Source organism: Mycobacterium sp., assembly GCF_044223235.1.
Classification (GTDB): Bacteria; Actinomycetota; Actinomycetes; order Mycobacteriales; family Mycobacteriaceae; genus Mycobacterium.
In genome coordinates, this window is record NZ_JBGAME010000001.1 from 346,235 (window position 1) to 362,513 (window position 16,279).

The 16,279-nt window shown below is 68.1% G+C and carries 15 protein-coding genes; 12 read left to right on the top strand and 3 right to left on the bottom strand.

What is annotated here, in order from left to right:
* Window position 1 precedes the first annotated feature (1 nt).
* The 4 genes from ADBZ6K_RS01505 to ADBZ6K_RS01520 are packed head-to-tail and all read left to right on the top strand — an operon-like array spanning window position 2 to window position 3,972.
* Complete coding sequence (locus tag ADBZ6K_RS01505) at window positions 2–997, top strand: efflux ABC transporter ATPase subunit, DrrA-related (RefSeq protein ID WP_526344047.1); 996 nt, start codon at window positions 2–4, stop codon at window positions 995–997.
* Complete coding sequence (locus ADBZ6K_RS01510; RefSeq protein ID WP_526344048.1) at window positions 994–1,815, top strand: ABC transporter permease; 822 nt, start codon at window positions 994–996, stop codon at window positions 1,813–1,815. The genes ADBZ6K_RS01505 and ADBZ6K_RS01510 overlap by 4 nt, the downstream gene beginning before the upstream one ends.
* Window positions 1,815–2,693, top strand: coding sequence for an ABC transporter permease (locus tag ADBZ6K_RS01515; RefSeq protein ID WP_526344049.1), 879 nt, complete (start codon window positions 1,815–1,817; stop codon window positions 2,691–2,693). The genes ADBZ6K_RS01510 and ADBZ6K_RS01515 overlap by 1 nt, the downstream gene beginning before the upstream one ends.
* A 28-nt stretch (window positions 2,694–2,721) precedes the next feature.
* Window positions 2,722–3,972: a phthiocerol/phthiodiolone dimycocerosyl transferase family protein gene (locus ADBZ6K_RS01520; RefSeq protein ID WP_526344050.1), complete on the top strand. Its 1,251-nt coding sequence runs from the start codon at window positions 2,722–2,724 to the stop codon at window positions 3,970–3,972.
* On the opposite strand, the gene ADBZ6K_RS01525 is transcribed toward ADBZ6K_RS01520, so the two are convergent.
* Entirely contained in the window at window positions 3,963–4,808 is an 846-nt protein-coding gene (locus ADBZ6K_RS01525; RefSeq protein ID WP_526344051.1) for a class I SAM-dependent methyltransferase, read from the bottom strand. The genes ADBZ6K_RS01520 and ADBZ6K_RS01525 overlap by 10 nt on opposite strands.
* A 104-nt stretch (window positions 4,809–4,912) precedes the next feature.
* Between ADBZ6K_RS01525 and ADBZ6K_RS01530 the strand changes: the two genes are divergently transcribed.
* From ADBZ6K_RS01530 to ADBZ6K_RS01560, 7 genes are all read left to right on the top strand, one after another.
* Window positions 4,913–5,620, top strand: a complete 708-nt coding sequence (locus tag ADBZ6K_RS01530; RefSeq protein WP_526344052.1) for a flavodoxin family protein — start codon at window positions 4,913–4,915, stop codon at window positions 5,618–5,620.
* Window positions 5,621–5,627: 7 nt separating this feature from the next.
* Window positions 5,628–6,128, top strand: a complete 501-nt coding sequence (locus ADBZ6K_RS01535; protein WP_526344053.1) for a DUF2505 family protein — start codon at window positions 5,628–5,630, stop codon at window positions 6,126–6,128.
* Window positions 6,121–6,843 carry a nitroreductase family protein gene (locus ADBZ6K_RS01540; RefSeq protein ID WP_526344054.1) on the top strand — a complete coding sequence of 241 codons (723 nt, stop codon included), beginning with the start codon at window positions 6,121–6,123 and terminating at the stop codon, window positions 6,841–6,843. The genes ADBZ6K_RS01535 and ADBZ6K_RS01540 overlap by 8 nt, the downstream gene beginning before the upstream one ends.
* 204 nt (window positions 6,844–7,047) lie before the next feature.
* A complete protein-coding gene (locus ADBZ6K_RS01545) occupies window positions 7,048–8,655 on the top strand; it encodes a hypothetical protein (protein WP_526344055.1) in 1,608 nt (535 codons plus the stop codon).
* 4 nt (window positions 8,656–8,659) lie between these two features.
* Complete coding sequence (locus ADBZ6K_RS01550) at window positions 8,660–10,180, top strand: flavin-containing monooxygenase (RefSeq protein WP_526344056.1); 1,521 nt, start codon at window positions 8,660–8,662, stop codon at window positions 10,178–10,180.
* Window positions 10,181–10,230: 50 nt separating this feature from the next.
* Entirely contained in the window at window positions 10,231–11,013 is a 783-nt protein-coding gene (locus ADBZ6K_RS01555) for an alpha/beta hydrolase (RefSeq protein ID WP_526344344.1), read from the top strand.
* Window positions 11,014–11,021: 8 nt separating this feature from the next.
* Window positions 11,022–11,858 (top strand): SDR family oxidoreductase, encoded by an 837-nt coding sequence (locus tag ADBZ6K_RS01560; RefSeq protein ID WP_526344057.1) that lies wholly within the window; start codon window positions 11,022–11,024, stop codon window positions 11,856–11,858.
* Between the two features lie 17 nt (window positions 11,859–11,875).
* On the opposite strand, the gene ADBZ6K_RS01565 is transcribed toward ADBZ6K_RS01560, so the two are convergent.
* Together ADBZ6K_RS01565 and ADBZ6K_RS01570 are read right to left on the bottom strand one after the other, a co-directional pair.
* Complete coding sequence (locus ADBZ6K_RS01565) at window positions 11,876–12,721, bottom strand: class I SAM-dependent methyltransferase (RefSeq protein ID WP_526344058.1); 846 nt, start codon at window positions 12,719–12,721, stop codon at window positions 11,876–11,878.
* Window positions 12,722–12,832: 111 nt separating this feature from the next.
* Window positions 12,833–13,057: a hypothetical protein gene (locus ADBZ6K_RS01570; RefSeq protein ID WP_526344059.1), complete on the bottom strand. Its 225-nt coding sequence runs from the start codon at window positions 13,055–13,057 to the stop codon at window positions 12,833–12,835.
* Window positions 13,058–13,121: 64 nt separating this feature from the next.
* Here ADBZ6K_RS01570 and ileS point away from each other — a divergent pair, with 64 nt between their 5' ends.
* Window positions 13,122–16,268, top strand: a complete 3,147-nt coding sequence (gene ileS, locus ADBZ6K_RS01575) for an isoleucine--tRNA ligase (protein WP_526344345.1) — start codon at window positions 13,122–13,124, stop codon at window positions 16,266–16,268.
* Window positions 16,269–16,279 lie beyond the last annotated feature (11 nt).

Sequence of the window (16,279 nt, forward strand, 5' to 3'; positions counted from 1 at the left end):
AATGTCTGACACTGACAAGGCCGTCGTCGTCGACGGTATCGGCAAGGCCTTCGGATCGGTCCAGGCGTTGCACGACATCAGCTTCGAGGTCGGGCGGGGTGAGGTGCTCGGCTTCCTCGGCCCCAACGGGGCGGGCAAGACGACCACGGTCGACATTCTGTCGACGCTGACGCGTCCCGACCGCGGCCGCGCGATCGTCGCCGGGCACGACGTCATGTCGGACCCGGCCGGGGTGCGACGGTCGATCATGCTCACGGGCCAGCACGTGGCCCTCGACGACATGCTCACCGGCCGCGAGAACCTGGTGCTGTTCGGCCGCCTGCAGGGGCTCAAGAAGCAGCAGGCCAAAACCCGCGCCGAGGAACTCCTCGAGCACTTCGACCTGGTGAAGGCCGCAGACCGCAACGTCAGCACCTACTCCGGTGGCATGCGCAGGCGCATCGACATCGCATGCGGTCTGGTGGTGCGGCCCGAGGTGGTCTTTCTCGACGAGCCCACCACCGGGCTGGATCCCCGTAGCAGGCAGAGCATTTGGGACCTGGTCTCCGAGTTCAAGGAGGCGGGCATCGCCACCCTGCTGACCACGCAGTACCTCGAGGAGGCCGACTCCCTCAGCGACCGCATCATCGTGATCAATCACGGTGAGATCATCGCGGAGGGCACGGCCGACGAACTCAAGGAGCGCACCGGAGCGACGTTCTGCGAGATCGTGCCGCGCGACCCCGCCGACCTGCCCGCCGTGGCCGACCTGCTGGGTTCGCTGCTGCCGGAACGGGGTAGGGCCGCCGTGCAAATCGAGTCCAACCGCGTCTCGATGCCCGCACCCGACGGTCCGCACACGCTCGCGGAGGCGTTGCACCGGTTGAACGCCGCCGACATCGACGTCCTCGACATCGCGCTGCGCCGGCCCTCACTCGACGAGGTGTTCTTCGCGCTGACCGCTCAGCGCGCCACCGACGCGCCGGAGGCCCGAATAGACGCGGATGTGCTGTCGTGATCGGTGTTTCACCCGTTCCGGTCGCCGCGAGGCCCGCGACGTCCACCCCGACGCAGTGGTGGGTGCTGACCCTTCGGGTAATCAAGCCCACGCTGCGCAACGGGGAAATGTTCACGCAGGCCGCGGCGTCGGTGATGTTCACGGTCGGCTTCTACATCCCGCTCAAGCAGATGATGGGCGCCTTCGCGCTGGGCTGGAGCAGTTACGCGCAGTTCCTGACGCCCCTGATCGTGCTGCAGGCGATCGCATTCGCCGCGGTGTCGGCCGCGTTCCGATCCGCGACCGACTCGGTCCAGGGGATGAACCGGCGGCTGCGGACCATGCCGATCGTCCGGCTGACCCCGCTGGCCGCGCGCATGTCGGCCAGCCTGTACCGCTGTTCCCTCGCGTTGACGGTGGCGCTGATCTGCGCCCACGTGATCGGCTTCCGGTTCCACGGCGGTCCGGTGCACACCGTGGCGTTCTGTCTGCTGGCGCTGTTGATCGGCGCCGCGCTGTCCTTCCTCGGGGACCTGATCGGCGAGGTGAGTAAGAATCCGGAGGCCACGGCGCCGCTGCTGCTGGTGCCGCAGCTGGTGTTCGGCCTTCTCTCGGTGGGTCTGCAACCGGTGGAAGGATTCCCCGACTGGATCGAGCCGTTCGTCAGGAATCAGCCGATATCGCAGTTCGTCGTCGGGCTTCGGGTGCTGGCGAGTGACAGCACACCCGCGGCGGGAGCGGTGAACCTGTCCACGATCGGACCCGCCTTGGCCTGGGCCATCGGGTTGATCCTGGTCGTGATTCCGCTGCACGGCTTTGTCGCTTCGAGGCGGCGCTGATGTCGATCATTCCGCAGGACACCGCATTCGAGGTCCGCAACGGGTTCGCCGGCGTCGGCCCGGCGACCTCGGGTGGTGCGCATCGACAGCGGCGGACGCATGCCGGCGGACCGCGGCGGCTGCTCTCCGAGACGCTTGTGCTCACGGGCCGGATACTGCGCCGGTGGAGCCGCGACCAGGCCACCGTGGCCGAATCGCTGCTCATGCCCGTGGCGCTGCTGGTGGGGCTGGACATCGTTCTGGGCGACGGCATCGCCCAGGTCACCGGTGACAGCGCGCTGTACGGCAGTGTCCCGCTCGCGGCGATGGTCGGCGCGATGACCGGCGCGATGGTCGGCGGGATCGGCCTGGTGCGCGAACGCGCGGACGGCCTGCTGGCGCGTCTGTGGGTGCTGCCGGTGCACCGGCCGGCCGGTTTGCTGGCCCGGTTGCTGGCCGATGCCGTCCGGATCGTGGTCCTCACCGCGGCCATCATGTGCGTCGGGATCGCACTCGGATTCCGATTCGAGCAGGGACCGCTGGCCGCGGTGGCGTGGCTGTTCATGCCGATGCTGCTTGGCGTGGCGTTCTCGGCGGCCGTGATCACCCTGGCGCTCTACACGGCGTCCACCGTCATGGTCGAGTTGACCGAGGGCATCTGGGCGCTGCTGATGTTCTTCTCCACCGGCTTCGTGCCGCTCGACCAGTTCCCCGAATGGGTTCAGCCGATCGTGCGGCACCAGCCGGTCAGCTGTGTCATCGAGGCGATGCGCGGGCTGTCGCTGGGGGGTCCGGTGCTGGTGCCCGTCGTCCAGACGCTGCTGTGGTCGGCGGGGATCATCGCGGTCTGCCTGGTCCCGATGGCGCTCGGCTACCGCAGGGCGAGCATGCGCGGATGATGCGGCGCAGCCGCGAGAAGGGAATCCGATGACGTTTCCAGGCGCAGTCATTCGCAAGCTGGCGCCCAGCGAGGAGTGGTACGCGCAGAGCATCACCTACGGGGCCACCACCCTCTACCTGTCGGGGCCGTTCGACGTCGACGCGATGTCGATTGCGTTCGACGCGCTGCTGGAGTCCCACCCGATGCTGTCCGGTCACCTCGAGCCGGCGGCCGACGGCGGCCACGAGATCGTCACCGACGACCTGATGCACCCCGGAATCTGGCTGGTCCCCGAGGGCGGGGAGATCATGCCGGGGGCAGGCGGGTTCGAACTCGACCCGGGTGTGTCGCTGATCAACCTGATGGTCAGGCCCGGCGACGGGCGGGCCGAGGTGGCGCTCTTCGTCCACCACAGCATCGCCGACGGCAACCACGCGGCGGGCCTGCTGTTCGAGCTGTTCACCCGGTACACCGAGGTCGTGCGCAGCGGGGACCCGGGCCCCATCGTGGCCCAGCCCGCGCCGGAACCGTTGGAGACCGTGCTGACGCAGCGCGGTCTGGGGAAGCGGCCACGGTCGGGCCTCGAGCGGTTCATGCCCGCGATGTTCGCCCACCAGCTGCCGCCGCCGCGCGTGCCCGCGCAGCTGGACGACCCCACCAGGCCCGCGCAGGCACCCACCGGCAGGGGCCGCCTGAGTCAGGCGGAGACGACGGCCGTGATGGAGTTCGGCCGGGCCCACCGGCTGTTCCTCAACCCCTTGGTGTCGGCGGCGATCCTGCTGGCCGAGTGGCAGATTCGGGACACCCCCGAGATACCGATTCCGTACGTGTACGTGGTCGACCTGCGCATGCTGCTCGACCCGCCGGTGCCGCTGACCAGCGCAACCAACCCGCTGGGTATGGCCACCTACCTGGCCGCGATCACCAGGGACACCACGCTGGTCGGGCTGGCCAGAGACATCGCCGAGAACTTCCAGGCCGACCTGACCGACGGTGTCGTCCAGCAATCGATGCTGCACTTCAAGCCGCAGTACGACCAGGGGCCGCGGGGTCTTCCCGATGTCGTCTCCTCGACGAACTTCGGCCGCACCCCCGTGTTGCCCACGCCGCCGGATCTGCACGTCGACGACTGGCGATCCGACATCTACCGGGCGTCGACCACCATCGACATGTACACAGTCGGCATCTTCGGCGACCGGCTGGCCATCGAACACCACACCTATGCGCCGGAGGCGCAGCGCTCGGTCGACGTCGTCCTGTCGATCCTGGCCACCGCTGCGGGGGAGCGTCAGCGATGACGCGGATCGCCGGCGGGTCCGAACGCGTAGCGGTGGTACTGCAGCGTCCTGCGCACCGGCGGAGCGATCCGGACCAGACGTTTGGCCACCTGGTATCCCGTGGGGGCCCGGCGGAACGTCGCCGCATCGAAAAACGTTACGGCGCTGAGCAACCGGGCTTCGGGCAACCGGTCCAGGATGTCCCGCGGGCCGTTGACCGCCCAGTGCACCGTCGAGCCGGTGCGCCGCATCAACGTCTGCGCCCCTTGGGATTTGATGGCGAGCCAGTTGTAGAAGTCGATCTGCAACTCGCCGGATCCGAAGCGGTCGACGACGCGGCGGAGCAGCGCGATCCCCTCGGCCTCGGTCAGGTACATGCTGATGCCCTCGGCCAGCAGCAGCACCGGGTTGTCGGCGGGAATCCGGTCGAGCCAGGACTGGTCGGTCGCGGACGTGGCGAGGAGGTGGTAGTTGGCGCGAGCGGGATAGGTCTTCTCGCGCAACGCGATGACGGCGGGGAAATCCACGTCGTACCACTGCACGCCGGGACCCGGATCCAGCCGAAACACCCTGCTGTCCAGCCCGCAGCCGAGATGTACGACGGTGCACTGCGGGTGCACGGCCATGAACTGGGTGGTCCACAGGTCGTACTGCGCCGTGCGCACGGTGATCAGGGGAGCCCATCTGGCGGTCATGCCGACCTTGCCCCAGTCGTAATCGATGCGGCTGAGCGCTTCCTTGGCAAAGCGGTCGCCGAGTACCGGCCGGTCGAAATCGGCATCCATCGCCTTGAGATACAGCGTCGCCAGCATCGTCTGCGCCGGACCGCTCAGGTCGACGGAAGCCTTGTCGGTCACATGGTCGAGGCTAGTGCGCAAGGACATGGAGTGTCACGCCGGCGGACGGACTGGGTTCGCGCCGGGGGAGTTCGATCCAGCGGGGATCGACCAGGGGAGGTGCGATGACAGACGCGACCGATCCAGCGGCTGGCGAGCGGCCCAAACGGGTGCTGCTGCTCTACTACACGTACTCGGGACAATCGAAAAAGGTGCTCGAGGCCGCGGGGCAGGTGTTCCGCGAGCGGGGTTTCGACGTGCACGAGGCACCGATCGAGTTCACCGACGGCCGGTTCGCCGAACGCTTCTCCCGCTTTCCGATGCGACGCGTCTGGCCCGACATGCTCAGCATCCTTGCCGCCCAGACGCGCCGGTCCTGCGGCGACATCCGCACCCCTGACCAGGTGCGCGACAACGAGTACGACCTGATCTGCATCGGGTCACCCACCTGGTGGCAGACCGTCAGCATGCCGCTGCGGTCGTTCCTGGCGTCGGGCGAAGCGCGAAAGCTTCTGGCGGACAAACCATTCGCCGTGTTCGTCGTCAGCCGTCACGACTGGAAGCGCAATGTCGCGGAGGTGCGTGAACTCGCCGAGCGGCAGGGCGGCCGCTACGTCGACGAGATCCACTTCACCTACCCCGGCGACCAGATTCGCTCCATGCTCTCGCTGACCAGCTACCTGGGCAGCGGTGAGTACCGGGACCGCTACCTGGGCGTGCCCATCCCACCCACCAATGTCCAGCCTGAGCAGTTGCGACAGGCGCGCAGTTTCGCCGCCGGTCTGGCCGACCGGTTGTTCGGGGCTGCGCCGACGGCGGACGAAGGACGGTAGGCGCCGGATGTCGAGCTCATTCGACGTGTCCGTCGCGTCGCCCGCCAGCGTCGAGCAGGTCCACGCGGCGTTCGGCGGGCAGGACTACTGGCTGGCCAGGTTCGCCGCGTTCGGCGTCGACAGCACACTGGACACCCTGACCGTCGACGTCGACGGCACCGTGCGGGTGGGTATCATCCAGCACCTGGGCAGGCAGCTGCTGCCGGGGATGATCGCCAACCTCGCGCCGGGCGACCTGCGGATCCGGCACGACGAGACGTGGCAGCGGGTCGGCGACGAGGTGCGGGGGACGGTCAGCGTCGCGGCGCCCGCGGCACTGGGGTCGGGTAGCGGGGTGGCCGTGCTCGCACCGTCGGGGACGGGCTCGCGGCTGGACTTCACCGCGACCGTCGACTTCCGGGTCCCGTTGGTGGGCAGCAAGATCGAGCGGCACATCGCACGCCAGTTCGCCGAGGGCATCCCCGAGATCCAGAACTTCACCACCAACTGGATCGCCGAGCATGGCTGACGTCACCGCACCCACCGCCGGCGACGCGCTCGGCGGGCTGGACATGCCACTGCACGAGGCGATGATGACGCAGCGTGCGGTGCGACGAGTCCACCCGGACCCCGTCGACGACGCGCTGGTGTTGCGGTGCATCGAGCTGGCGCTGCGCGCGCCGACCGGCGCCAACGGCCAGAACTGGGAGTTCATCGTCGTCAAGGACCCCAGGGTCAAGAAGAAGCTGGCGCGCCGCTACCGCGAGGCGTGGCGGGCGTACTACTTATCGGTGCTGTGGCGCGCCGTCCGCCGCGACGAGTCGATGGCCAAGACCGTGCGCGCGGTGCAGTGGCAGGTGGACCATTTCACCGAGGTTCCCGTTCTCGTGGTGGCGTGCCTGCGGCTGCGCCTTCGCGAGGGCGGTGTGCCGTACGCCCTGATGCCCCACGCGTCGCTGTCGGGCTACTGGGGATCGATCTACCCCAGCGTGCAGAATCTGCTGCTCGCGGCGCGCGCGATGGGGCTCGGCGCATCGTTGATCACGTTGCCGCTGTGGAGCAGGGCCTCCGCGCGCAGGATTCTCGGCCTGCCCCGATCCGTCACCCCGTGCTGCGTGGTGCCGCTCGGATGGCCGCGCGGCAAGTACGGTCCCACCACCCGCAAACCGGTCGAGCAGGTGACGCATCTGGACGCGTACGGCAACCGCGCCTGGCTTGACACCGAGGAGGCCGCGACACCCTGAGGACCAGCCGTCCCGGCCGCGTGGACGGCGCTGCCGCGTGGTGGATTGTTTTCTTTGACAACAGGTTTGGTTCCCGACCCGGTCCCGCAGATGTGCGGCGCACGCCCAGGCGTGCCGCCCATGCGGACGAGCGGCCCGCAAAGTCCGGTACGCTCCTGATGGGTCGGGCACCGTAGCAATACGACCATTGGGAAGGGGGGCGCTGTGCAGACTGCCGTGCGTCCGTATGTCACCGCCGGGCTGGCGATCGCCGTGAGCGCCGGCCTCATCGCAGCGCCGGCGATCGCCGCAGATCGCGACGCCAGGGCGGTTACCGATGAAATCGTCACGCGCGCGGTACGGCTGACCGCGTCTTCGATCACCAACATCCCCGTCAACCTGGTCGAGGACGTTCTCAACATCCCGCAGAACTACGTCAACGGAATCGACTACACCGGCCGGGCCCTGCTGTTCACGGGAAGCTGGTGGGTGTCCAACCAGTCGAACATCTGGGGTACCGACACCGCCGACCCGCCCAAGTACAAGGGCCTGGCCAACACGTTGATCCCGTTCCCCGCGTTCTCCGAACCCTTCGGCGACCTGGTGGCCGCGGTCGCGGCCGCCGAGATCCCGGTCCATCCGAGCTGCGGTCCGGTCACCTGCCCGCCCATCGCGCCGTTCGACGCCGAGGGAATCGCGCGCGTGTTGCTGGGCCTGGACAGCTTTCCGATCATCGAGCACTTCTTCACCCAGAGACTCGGCCCGACGTACACGTTCGGCGATGTCGAGTCGTATCCCGGCCCGGTCCCCGACGCGTTCGGATTCCAGGGCACGAAGACCGCCATCGACCCCGAGACCGGTGAGACCATCTACCTGATGCCGTGGTCGGGAACGACGGCGAATTTGGATCCGTCCGTGCCGTTCGTCAGCTACATCAACCACTTGATGGACGACCCCCAGGGCGTCACGTTCCCCACCTCCCTGGAAGTCCGCCGGGCGTTCTCGACCCTGCTCGCCGGCATCGTCGTCGACTTCAACCCCTTCACACCGAACATGTCCTACTGCTGGTCATGCCAGTGGCCGGCGGAGTCCACCCCCGAGGGCATCCTGAAGGTGATGCAGAGAATCGATCCGGGCAACGAGAACATCAACGCGTGGCTGGCCGACCATTCCTGGCAGAACACGCACGGCCGGCCCGCGGGCGCGTGGGATGTCGGTCAGCCCTGGCCTTCGGTGACACCGGATGCGCTGGCGCCGGGCGGCGACACGCGCGACGGCGGCGCCCTGGCGCAGGTCACCAGCTTCCTGCGGGATCTGCAGCCCCGGAAGAACAGCACCGTCGTGCAGGAGATTGGCGGCGTCCAGAAAGCCCCAGTGACCCCGGAAACCCCGGCCACCCCGCAGGTGGCGGCCGAGGAAACCGAGCGTGCCGTCGTCCGGCCCGTGACCGACCTCGTCAAGACGGTGTCCACCCTCGGCGGAGTGCTACGGTCACCGTCAGCCGAGGCCGAACCGCAACCCGAGGAGACCGGGACCCAGACGGGCGGTGCGGTCGCCACCGCGACGCGGACCGCTGTGAAGGCCGATAAGGCCGGCGAGGATGGGGCCGCGGTCGGCGGCAAGAAGATCGAGCCGCGCAAGGCCACCGCCAACGGCACGTCCGGCCGCAAGGCCGACGGGCTGAAGTCGTTGGGCGACAGGATCACTTCCCGCGTGTCCAAGATCGCCGACAAGCTGGGCAACGGGGGCAAGAAAGCCGACAAGACCGACGGCACGGGCAAGACGGACAAGAGCGGTACGGCAGGAAAGGCCGACCGGGACGGGGACGACTGAACACATGGCGTCCATAGAAACTGAGGCAACTGAGGTGACTCAGGAAACTCACGTACTCGATGCGCTCATCGTCGGAGCGGGATTCGGCGGGATGGGTGCGGCGATCCAGCTCAACCGGCTGGGCTACCGCGACATCCTGATCGTCGACCGCGAGGACGACGTGGGCGGCACGTGGCACGTCAACCGGTATCCCGGCCTTGCCGTCGACGTGCCGTCGACCACCTACTCGTTCTGGTTCGAACCGAACCCGTACTGGTCACGGATGTACGCACCCGGCCGGGAGCTCAAGCGCTACGCCGAGCATGTGGCCGACAAGTACGACGTGCGCCGCTACATGCGGTTCAACACCACGGTCGAGGGCGCCCGGTGGGACGACGACGTCCAGCTCTGGCGGATCGCGCTGGAGGGCGGTGAGACCCTGGTCGCCCGGTTCCTCATCGCGGCAACGGGATTCCTCTGTCAGCCACGAGTTCCGGACATTCCCGGCATCGAAACCTTCGAGGGGCGCATCCTGCACGCGGCCAAGTGGGACGACGACTATTCGCTGGAGGGACGGCGAGCCGCGATCATCGGCACCGGCTCCACCGGCGTGCAGCTCATTCCCGAGCTGGCCAAGACGGTGGCCGAACTGACCGTGTATCAGCGCACGCCGATCTGGGTGCTGCCCAAGCTCGATTTCGGCTTCTCGCCCGCGGTGCAACGGCTCTTCGCGAAGGTGCCCGTGACCCAGCGGCTGGTGCGGTTCGGCACCGACTTCACCATGGACGCGCTGATGCTGATCGCGATGTGGAGGTTCCGCTACTTCAAGGGTCTGAACCGGGTCGCCGAGAAGGCCTCCAAGACCCTGCAGTTCCTCTCGATTCGGGACAAGGAGCTGCGGCGCAAGCTGACTCCGGGCTACGACTACGGATGCAAACGGCCGACGCTGTCGAACTCCTACTACCGCACGTTCGCCAAACGCCATGTGCACCTGGAGACCAGCGGCGTCGAGCGGATCGAGCCAGACGGCATCGTCACGGCCGACGGCAACAAGCGCACGGTCGACACGCTGGTCCTTGCGACCGGTTTCGACGTGTGGGAGTCCAACCTGCCGGCCATCGAAGTCATCGGCCGGGACGGCCGCAACCTCGGTAAGTGGTGGCGGGACAACAGGTTCCAGGCCTACCAGGGGGTGTCGGTACCGGGATTCCCGAACTTCCTGACATCGGCCAGCCCGTACGCCTGGGTGGGCCTGTCGTGGTTCAGCACGGTGGAATACCAGATGCGCCACATGGACCGGTTGTTCGGCGAACTGAAGCGGCGCAAGGCTCGCACCTTCGAGATCACCGAAGCGGCGAACACCCGTTTCCTGGATCGGATGGACGAGCTGCTCGACGATTCGGTGTTCCGCCTTGGCAGCTGCACCGGTTCGCGGTCGTATTGGTTCAGTCCCAGCGGAGAGGCGCCGCTGTTCCGGCCGACGTCGGTGCGCAACGCCGTCAGGGATCAGGAGCGATTTCCGATGAGCGATTACTCGATCGCCTGATGCACACCGGTCCTTGCGACGAGTCCACGGCAGCGGGCGCCGCGTGTGACATGCTCGAGGTGATCGACAAGGGGCGGGTCAGCGCGGCCCACCCCGCCCCGTTGCTCTTCGTGCACGGGGCCTGGCATGCGGCGTGGTGCTGGGATGAGCACTTCCTGGACTTCTTCGCGGACAAGGGATATCGCGCCGTGGCCGTGAGTCTTCGCGGCCACGGCAACAGCCGCAGTCCCAAACCGCTGCGGCTCTGCTCGATCTCCGACTATGTCGAGGATGTACGCACGGTCGCCGACGGCCTGCCCGCCAGACCGGTGATCGTCGGTCATTCGATGGGTGGTCTCGTCGCACAGAAGTACCTGGAGGCAAACACCGCGCCCGCAGGGGTGCTGATGGCGTCGATGCCCCCGCTCGGGTACCTGGGCTCCAGCGGGCGCTGGCTGCGCAGACACCCGTGGCATTTCGCCAAGGTCCTCGTCACGGGCAAGTCGCTGCCATACGTGAGCACACCCCAGCTGGCCAGGGAGCGGTTCTTCTCCGCGAACACCCCGGAGTCGCTGATTCTGAAATACTCGGCGCGCCTGCAGGAAGAGAGCGCCCGCGCCGGCGTCGACGGCATGTTCATCCTGCCCAGACCCAAGCGGGTCACCACCACGTTGCTGGTACTGGGCGCAGGCGAGGACGGCGCGGTGAGCGCCGCGGAGGTGCTCGCCACGGCGCGCGCGTATCACACGGAGGCGCAGTTCTTTTCGGGCGTGGGCCACAACATGATGCTCGAACACGGGTGGGAGGCCGTCGCCGGGCGCATCCACACCTGGCTGGGCGACAGGGGACTGTGACCGCGCCCATGACACCGAAGCCGACCGCGCTGGTGACAGGGGCGACGAGCGGGATCGGTGCCGCCGTCGCCCGTCGGTTGCAGCGCCGCGGCTACCGGGTCTTCGCAACGGGCCGCAATCCGGCCGCGCTCGACGCCCTGCGGGCGGATGGCCTCGCGGTCCGATCGCTCGACGTCACCGACGAAGCCGCCGCCGCCTCGCTCGTCGAGGAGATCGAGGCGGAGCACGGCGGCGTGGAGGTCCTGGTCAACAGCGCCGGATTCGGCTTGGCCAGCCCCCTCGAGCAGGTCGCGCTGACCGACCTGCGCAGCATCCTCGAAACCAATGTCGTTGCGATGCTGCATCTTTCACAGCTCGTGCTGCCAGGCATGCGTGCCCGGCGGTCCGGCGCGATCGTCAACATCGGCAGCACGGGAGGACGGTTCACCAGCCCCGGCGCGGGTGCCTACCACATCAGCAAGTACGGCGTGGAGGCCCTGTCGCAGGTGCTGGGCGCCGAGGTGCGTCAGTTCGGCGTGCGCGTCGTGTTGATCGACCCGACCGGCGTGCGCACCGGCTTCAACGAGGCCCAACGCGCAGCACGCGCACCGGAAGCCGAACACGACCCGTACGACGAGTTCAAAAGGCGCTACTCCGACACCACCCGCGCGATGTCGCGCATGCCCGTCGTGACCATCAGCGCCGACACCGTCGCGCGCGCCGTCGTGCGTGCGGTGGAGGCCAAGAATCCCAGGCCCCGCTACATCGTCGGGGCCTCGGGCAAGGCTTCCGTTCTCGCGCGACTGCTTCTCACCGATCGGATATGGGCGGGCCTGCTGATGAGGGGGCTCACCCCGCGCCGCTGACCCGCGGGTGAGACGCCTCAGAAGCTGTAGCGCAACACCACGGTCGCGATCATTCTGGACACCCGCGCGCTGCGGGCCGCCAGCTGCGTCGCCGCCCGCCCGGGCCGCGCCATCTCGGCGACCTCGGGTGCTCGGGTCAGGAAGATCTCCTCGAGCAGGGTCAGGCCGCAGCCCCAGCGTTCGGGCAGCCGCGGATCGCTGAACCCGGGGTTGGCCACCCCGCCCGAGATCGCACGCATCGCTCGGGAATGCTTGAGCCCCCAGATGAGATAGCGCGTGTAGGCGTTGAGTGCCAGTTCGCCGGCCGGGAAGTGCGCGGTGAGCCGGCCGAGCAGCGCCACCAGATCGTCTGGTGCGACGAACGGGAGGAGCCCGTCGGCCACCAGCATCGCGGGCCGATCGCCCGGGATTCCGGCCAGCCAGCCCGGGTCGGTCAGGTCGGCGGCGACGTTGTGGGCGTTGGCACGCGGCGGCACCAGCTGCCTGCGCAGGGCGGCCACCTCGGCGAAGTCGACGTCGTACCAGTCGACGGTGGGCGCGGGATCCACCCGGAACACCCTGCCGTCCAGTCCGGCGCCGAGGTCGAGCACCACGGCGTCCGGACGGGCGATGACGAATCGGCGCACCACCTCGTCGATCCTCTTGGCCCGCACCGTGACATCGAAGATCTTCGCCTTCGGGTCGACGAGCCTGGTGCGCAGGGTGGGGAACCTGTCGAGGTCGTACCCGACCGCCGTGACGATGTCGTCGGCCATGGTGTCGCCGAGCAGCGGACTGGGCAACCGGCTGTCGATCGCCCTGCTGCCCAGCGTGAGGAAGAGACTCTCCTGTGCCGGCGTGAGCGGCGGGAGCGCGATACCCATGGTGGTCGTTGTCCTGGCTCGGTCGGAAGGGCACCAGTCTCGCATACCCCGGCCGGTCGCTTCCTTGCCGGAGCGCGCCCACCTCGGCGCCCTATCGGGTGGACTCGGGGGCTAGAATTCGAGCAACGGCACCGATCCGGCCATCACCGGGGAGCCTTCGGAGGAAACGCCGGCGCGCACGTGCGCAACGGCCGAGTAGAACCGGACGGGTGGGCCCGTCATCGCCCAGTTGAGCGGCGCACACATGGTGTGGGCAAGCGGGGTGGTACCGCGGCGCTCGCGCAACCGCGCGACGTCGTCCCCGTGCCTGAACGAGGCGCAGGAGACTACGCACACCGTGACCGCGCACACCGTGACCGCCTATCCCAAGCCGGCCGCAGGGCCGCCGAACTTCCCCGACATGGAACACGGCGTCCTGGACTACTGGGCCGCCGACGACACGTTTCGGGCCAGCGTGGCCCGCAGGGACGGGGCGCCCGAGTACGTGTTCTACGACGGCCCGCCGTTCGCCAACGGCCTGCCGCACTACGGGCACCTGCTCACCGGGTACGTCAAGGACATCGTGCCGCGCTACCGCACCATGCGCGGCTACAAGGTGGAGCGCCGCTTCGGCTGGGACACCCACGGCCTGCCCGCCGAACTCGAGGTGCAGCGACAGCTCGACATCACCGACAAGGCGCAGATCGAGGCGATGGGCATCGCGAAGTTCAACGACGCCTGCCGCGCGTCGGTGCTCAAGTACACGAACGAATGGCAGACCTACGTCACCCGCCAGGCCCGCTGGGTGGACTTCGACAACGACTACAAGACCCTGGACCCGAGCTTCATGGAATCGGTTATCTGGGCGTTCAAGCAGCTGTGGGACAAGGGTCTGGCCTATGAGGGCAACCGGGTGCTGCCGTATTGCTGGAACGACGAGACGCCGCTGTCCAGCCACGAGCTGCGGATGGACGACGACGTGTACCAGAGCCGGCAGGATCCGGCGATCACCGTCGGCTTCCCAGTGACCGACGAGCGCTTGCGCGAGGAGCAGACTGGCCCCGACGGGCCGCTGGCAGGCTCGTACCTGCTGATCTGGACGACCACCCCGTGGACCCTGCCCTCCAACCAGGCGGTGGCGGTCAACGCCGACGTCACCTATGTGCAGGTGCGCGGCGCCGACGGCCTGCGCTACGTGCTGGCCAAGGAGCGGCTGGGCGCCTACGCCCGCGAGCTCGGGGACGAGCCCGAGGTGCTGGCCACCTACACCGGGGCGGAGCTGGTCGGCACCCGATACCTGCCGCCGTTCCCGTATTTCATGGACTCGCGCAACGCGTTTCAGGTGCTGTCCGCCGACTACGTCAGCACCGACGACGGCACCGGGCTGGTGCATATGGCGCCTGCCTACGGTGAGCTGGATATGGAGGTCGCGCAGCCAGCGGGTATCACCGCGGCCACCCCGGTGGACGCCAAAGGCCGATTCGACTCCACCGTGCCGGATTACAGTGGCCAGCACGTGTTCGAGGCGAACCCGCACATCATCCGCGACCTGAAGACCGGTGCGGGATCTGCCGCGGTCAACGGCGCGGTGCTGCTGCGTCACGAAACCTATGAACACTCCTATCCGCACTGCTGGCGGTGCCGCAATCCGCTGATCTACCGCGCGGTGTCGTCGTGGTTCGTGCGGGTGACCGAGTTCCGCGACCGGATGGTCGACCTCAACAAGGAGATCACCTGGTATCCCGAGCACGTCAAGGACGGCCAGTTCGGCAAGTGGCTGGAAGGTGCCCGCGACTGGTCGATCTCGCGGAACCGGTACTGGGGCACCCCGATTCCGGTGTGGAAGTCCGACGATCCCGCGTACCCGAGAGTCGACGTGTACGGCAGCGTGGACGAGTTGGAGCGCGACTTCGGCGTGCGGCCGGACAATCTGCACCGGCCCTACATCGATGAGCTGACGCGCCCCAATCCCGATGATCCGACCGGTAAGTCGACGATGCGGCGCATCGAGGACGTGCTCGACGTGTGGTTCGACTCCGGCTCGATGCCGTATGCGCAGGTGCACTACCCGTTCGAGAATCAGGCCTGGTTCGACGGCGTGGCCGGCGACGACCCGGTGCTGGCGCGCGAGCCGCATTTCCCCGGCGATTTCATCGTCGAGTACATCGGCCAGACCCGGGGGTGGTTCTACACGCTGCACGTGCTGGCGACCGCCCTTTTCGACCGCCCGGCATTCAAAACCTGTGTGGCGCACGGGATCGTGCTCGGCAACGACGGGCAGAAGATGAGCAAGTCGCTGCGCAACTATCCCGACGTCTCCGAGGTCTTCGACCGCGACGGATCCGACGCCATGCGGTGGTTCCTGATGGCGTCGCCGATCCTGCGCGGCGGCAACCTGATCGTCACCGAACAGGGCATCCGCGAGGGTGTGCGCCAAGTGCTGCTGCCGCTGTGGAACGCCTACACCTTCCTCGCGCTCTACGCCCCTCAGCGGGGCACCTGGCGCACCGACTCGGCCCACATCCTGGACCGCTACATCCTGGCCAAGCTGGCGCAGCTGCGCGACGACCTGACCGAATCGCTGGATGTGTGCGACATCTCGGGCGCCTGCGACCAGCTGCGGCAGTTCACCGAGGCGCTCACCAACTGGTATGTGCGACGGTCACGTTCACGCTTCTGGGAGGAGGACCGCGACGCCATCGACACCCTGCACACCGTGCTGGAGGTGACCTCGCGGCTCGCCGCGCCGCTGCTTCCGCTGACCACCGAGGTGATCTGGCGCGGGCTGACCGGTGAGCGTTCGGTGCACCTGACGGACTGGCCGGTTGCGAACCTGCCCGCCGATCCCGGGTTGGTGGCGGCGATGGACCAGGTTCGGGAGGTGTGTTCGACGGGCTCGTCGCTGCGCAAGGCCAAGAAGCTGCGGGTACGGCTCCCGTTACCGAAATTGACTGTGGCACTGGACAAGTCGGTGGATCCGGCCGCCCTGGCGCCGTTTACCGAATTGATCGCCGACGAGCTGAACCTCAAGGCCGTCGAACTCACCGACGACATCGACGCCTATGGCCGTTTCGAGCTCGCCGTCAACGCCAAGGTCGCGGGCCCGCGGCTGGGCAAGGACGTGCAGGCGGCGATCAAGGCCGTCAAGGCGGGGCAGGGGGTGGTCAATCCGGACGGCACCCTGACCGCGGGTCCAGCGGTGCTGCAACCCGATGAGTACAGCTCACGGCTGGTCGCCGCCGACCCCGAGTGGACAGCGGCGCTGCCCGAGGGCGCGGGCCTGGTGGTGCTCGACGCCACCCTCACCCCCGAGTTGGAGGCGGAGGGCTGGGCCAAGGACCGCATCAGGGAACTCCAGGATCTGCGCAAGTCGACGGGCCTTGAGGTGTCCGACCGGATCAGCGTCACCCTGGCCGTACCCGCCGACAAACTGGCGTGGGCCAAGACCCACCGCGATCTGATCGCCGGTGAGGTGCTGGCCACGGGCTTCCACGTGGTGGGCACCGATGCGCTCCCCGACGGGACCGCGATCGGAGACGGGGTCCGGGTGGCCCTCGCCAAGGCCTGATCCATCGTGCG

What these genes read in the sequence shown, in the direction of transcription:
- ADBZ6K_RS01555 (WP_526344344.1), top strand. Translation starts at nt 10,231, where the DNA reads ATGCTCGAGGTGATCGACAAGGGGCGGGTCAGCGCGGCCCACCCCGCC.
- ADBZ6K_RS01520 (WP_526344050.1), top strand. Translation starts at nt 2,722, where the DNA reads ATGACGTTTCCAGGCGCAGTCATTCGCAAGCTGGCGCCCAGCGAGGAG.
- ADBZ6K_RS01530 (WP_526344052.1), top strand. Translation starts at nt 4,913, where the DNA reads ATGACAGACGCGACCGATCCAGCGGCTGGCGAGCGGCCCAAACGGGTG.
- ADBZ6K_RS01565 (WP_526344058.1), bottom strand. Translation starts at nt 12,721, where the DNA reads ATGGGTATCGCGCTCCCGCCGCTCACGCCGGCACAGGAGAGTCTCTTC.
- ileS (WP_526344345.1), top strand. Translation starts at nt 13,122, where the DNA reads ATGGAACACGGCGTCCTGGACTACTGGGCCGCCGACGACACGTTTCGG.
- ADBZ6K_RS01540 (WP_526344054.1), top strand. Translation starts at nt 6,121, where the DNA reads ATGGCTGACGTCACCGCACCCACCGCCGGCGACGCGCTCGGCGGGCTG.
- ADBZ6K_RS01550 (WP_526344056.1), top strand. Translation starts at nt 8,660, where the DNA reads ATGGCGTCCATAGAAACTGAGGCAACTGAGGTGACTCAGGAAACTCAC.
- ADBZ6K_RS01560 (WP_526344057.1), top strand. Translation starts at nt 11,022, where the DNA reads ATGACACCGAAGCCGACCGCGCTGGTGACAGGGGCGACGAGCGGGATC.
- ADBZ6K_RS01515 (WP_526344049.1), top strand. Translation starts at nt 1,815, where the DNA reads ATGTCGATCATTCCGCAGGACACCGCATTCGAGGTCCGCAACGGGTTC.
- ADBZ6K_RS01505 (WP_526344047.1), top strand. Translation starts at nt 2, where the DNA reads ATGTCTGACACTGACAAGGCCGTCGTCGTCGACGGTATCGGCAAGGCC.
- ADBZ6K_RS01535 (WP_526344053.1), top strand. Translation starts at nt 5,628, where the DNA reads ATGTCGAGCTCATTCGACGTGTCCGTCGCGTCGCCCGCCAGCGTCGAG.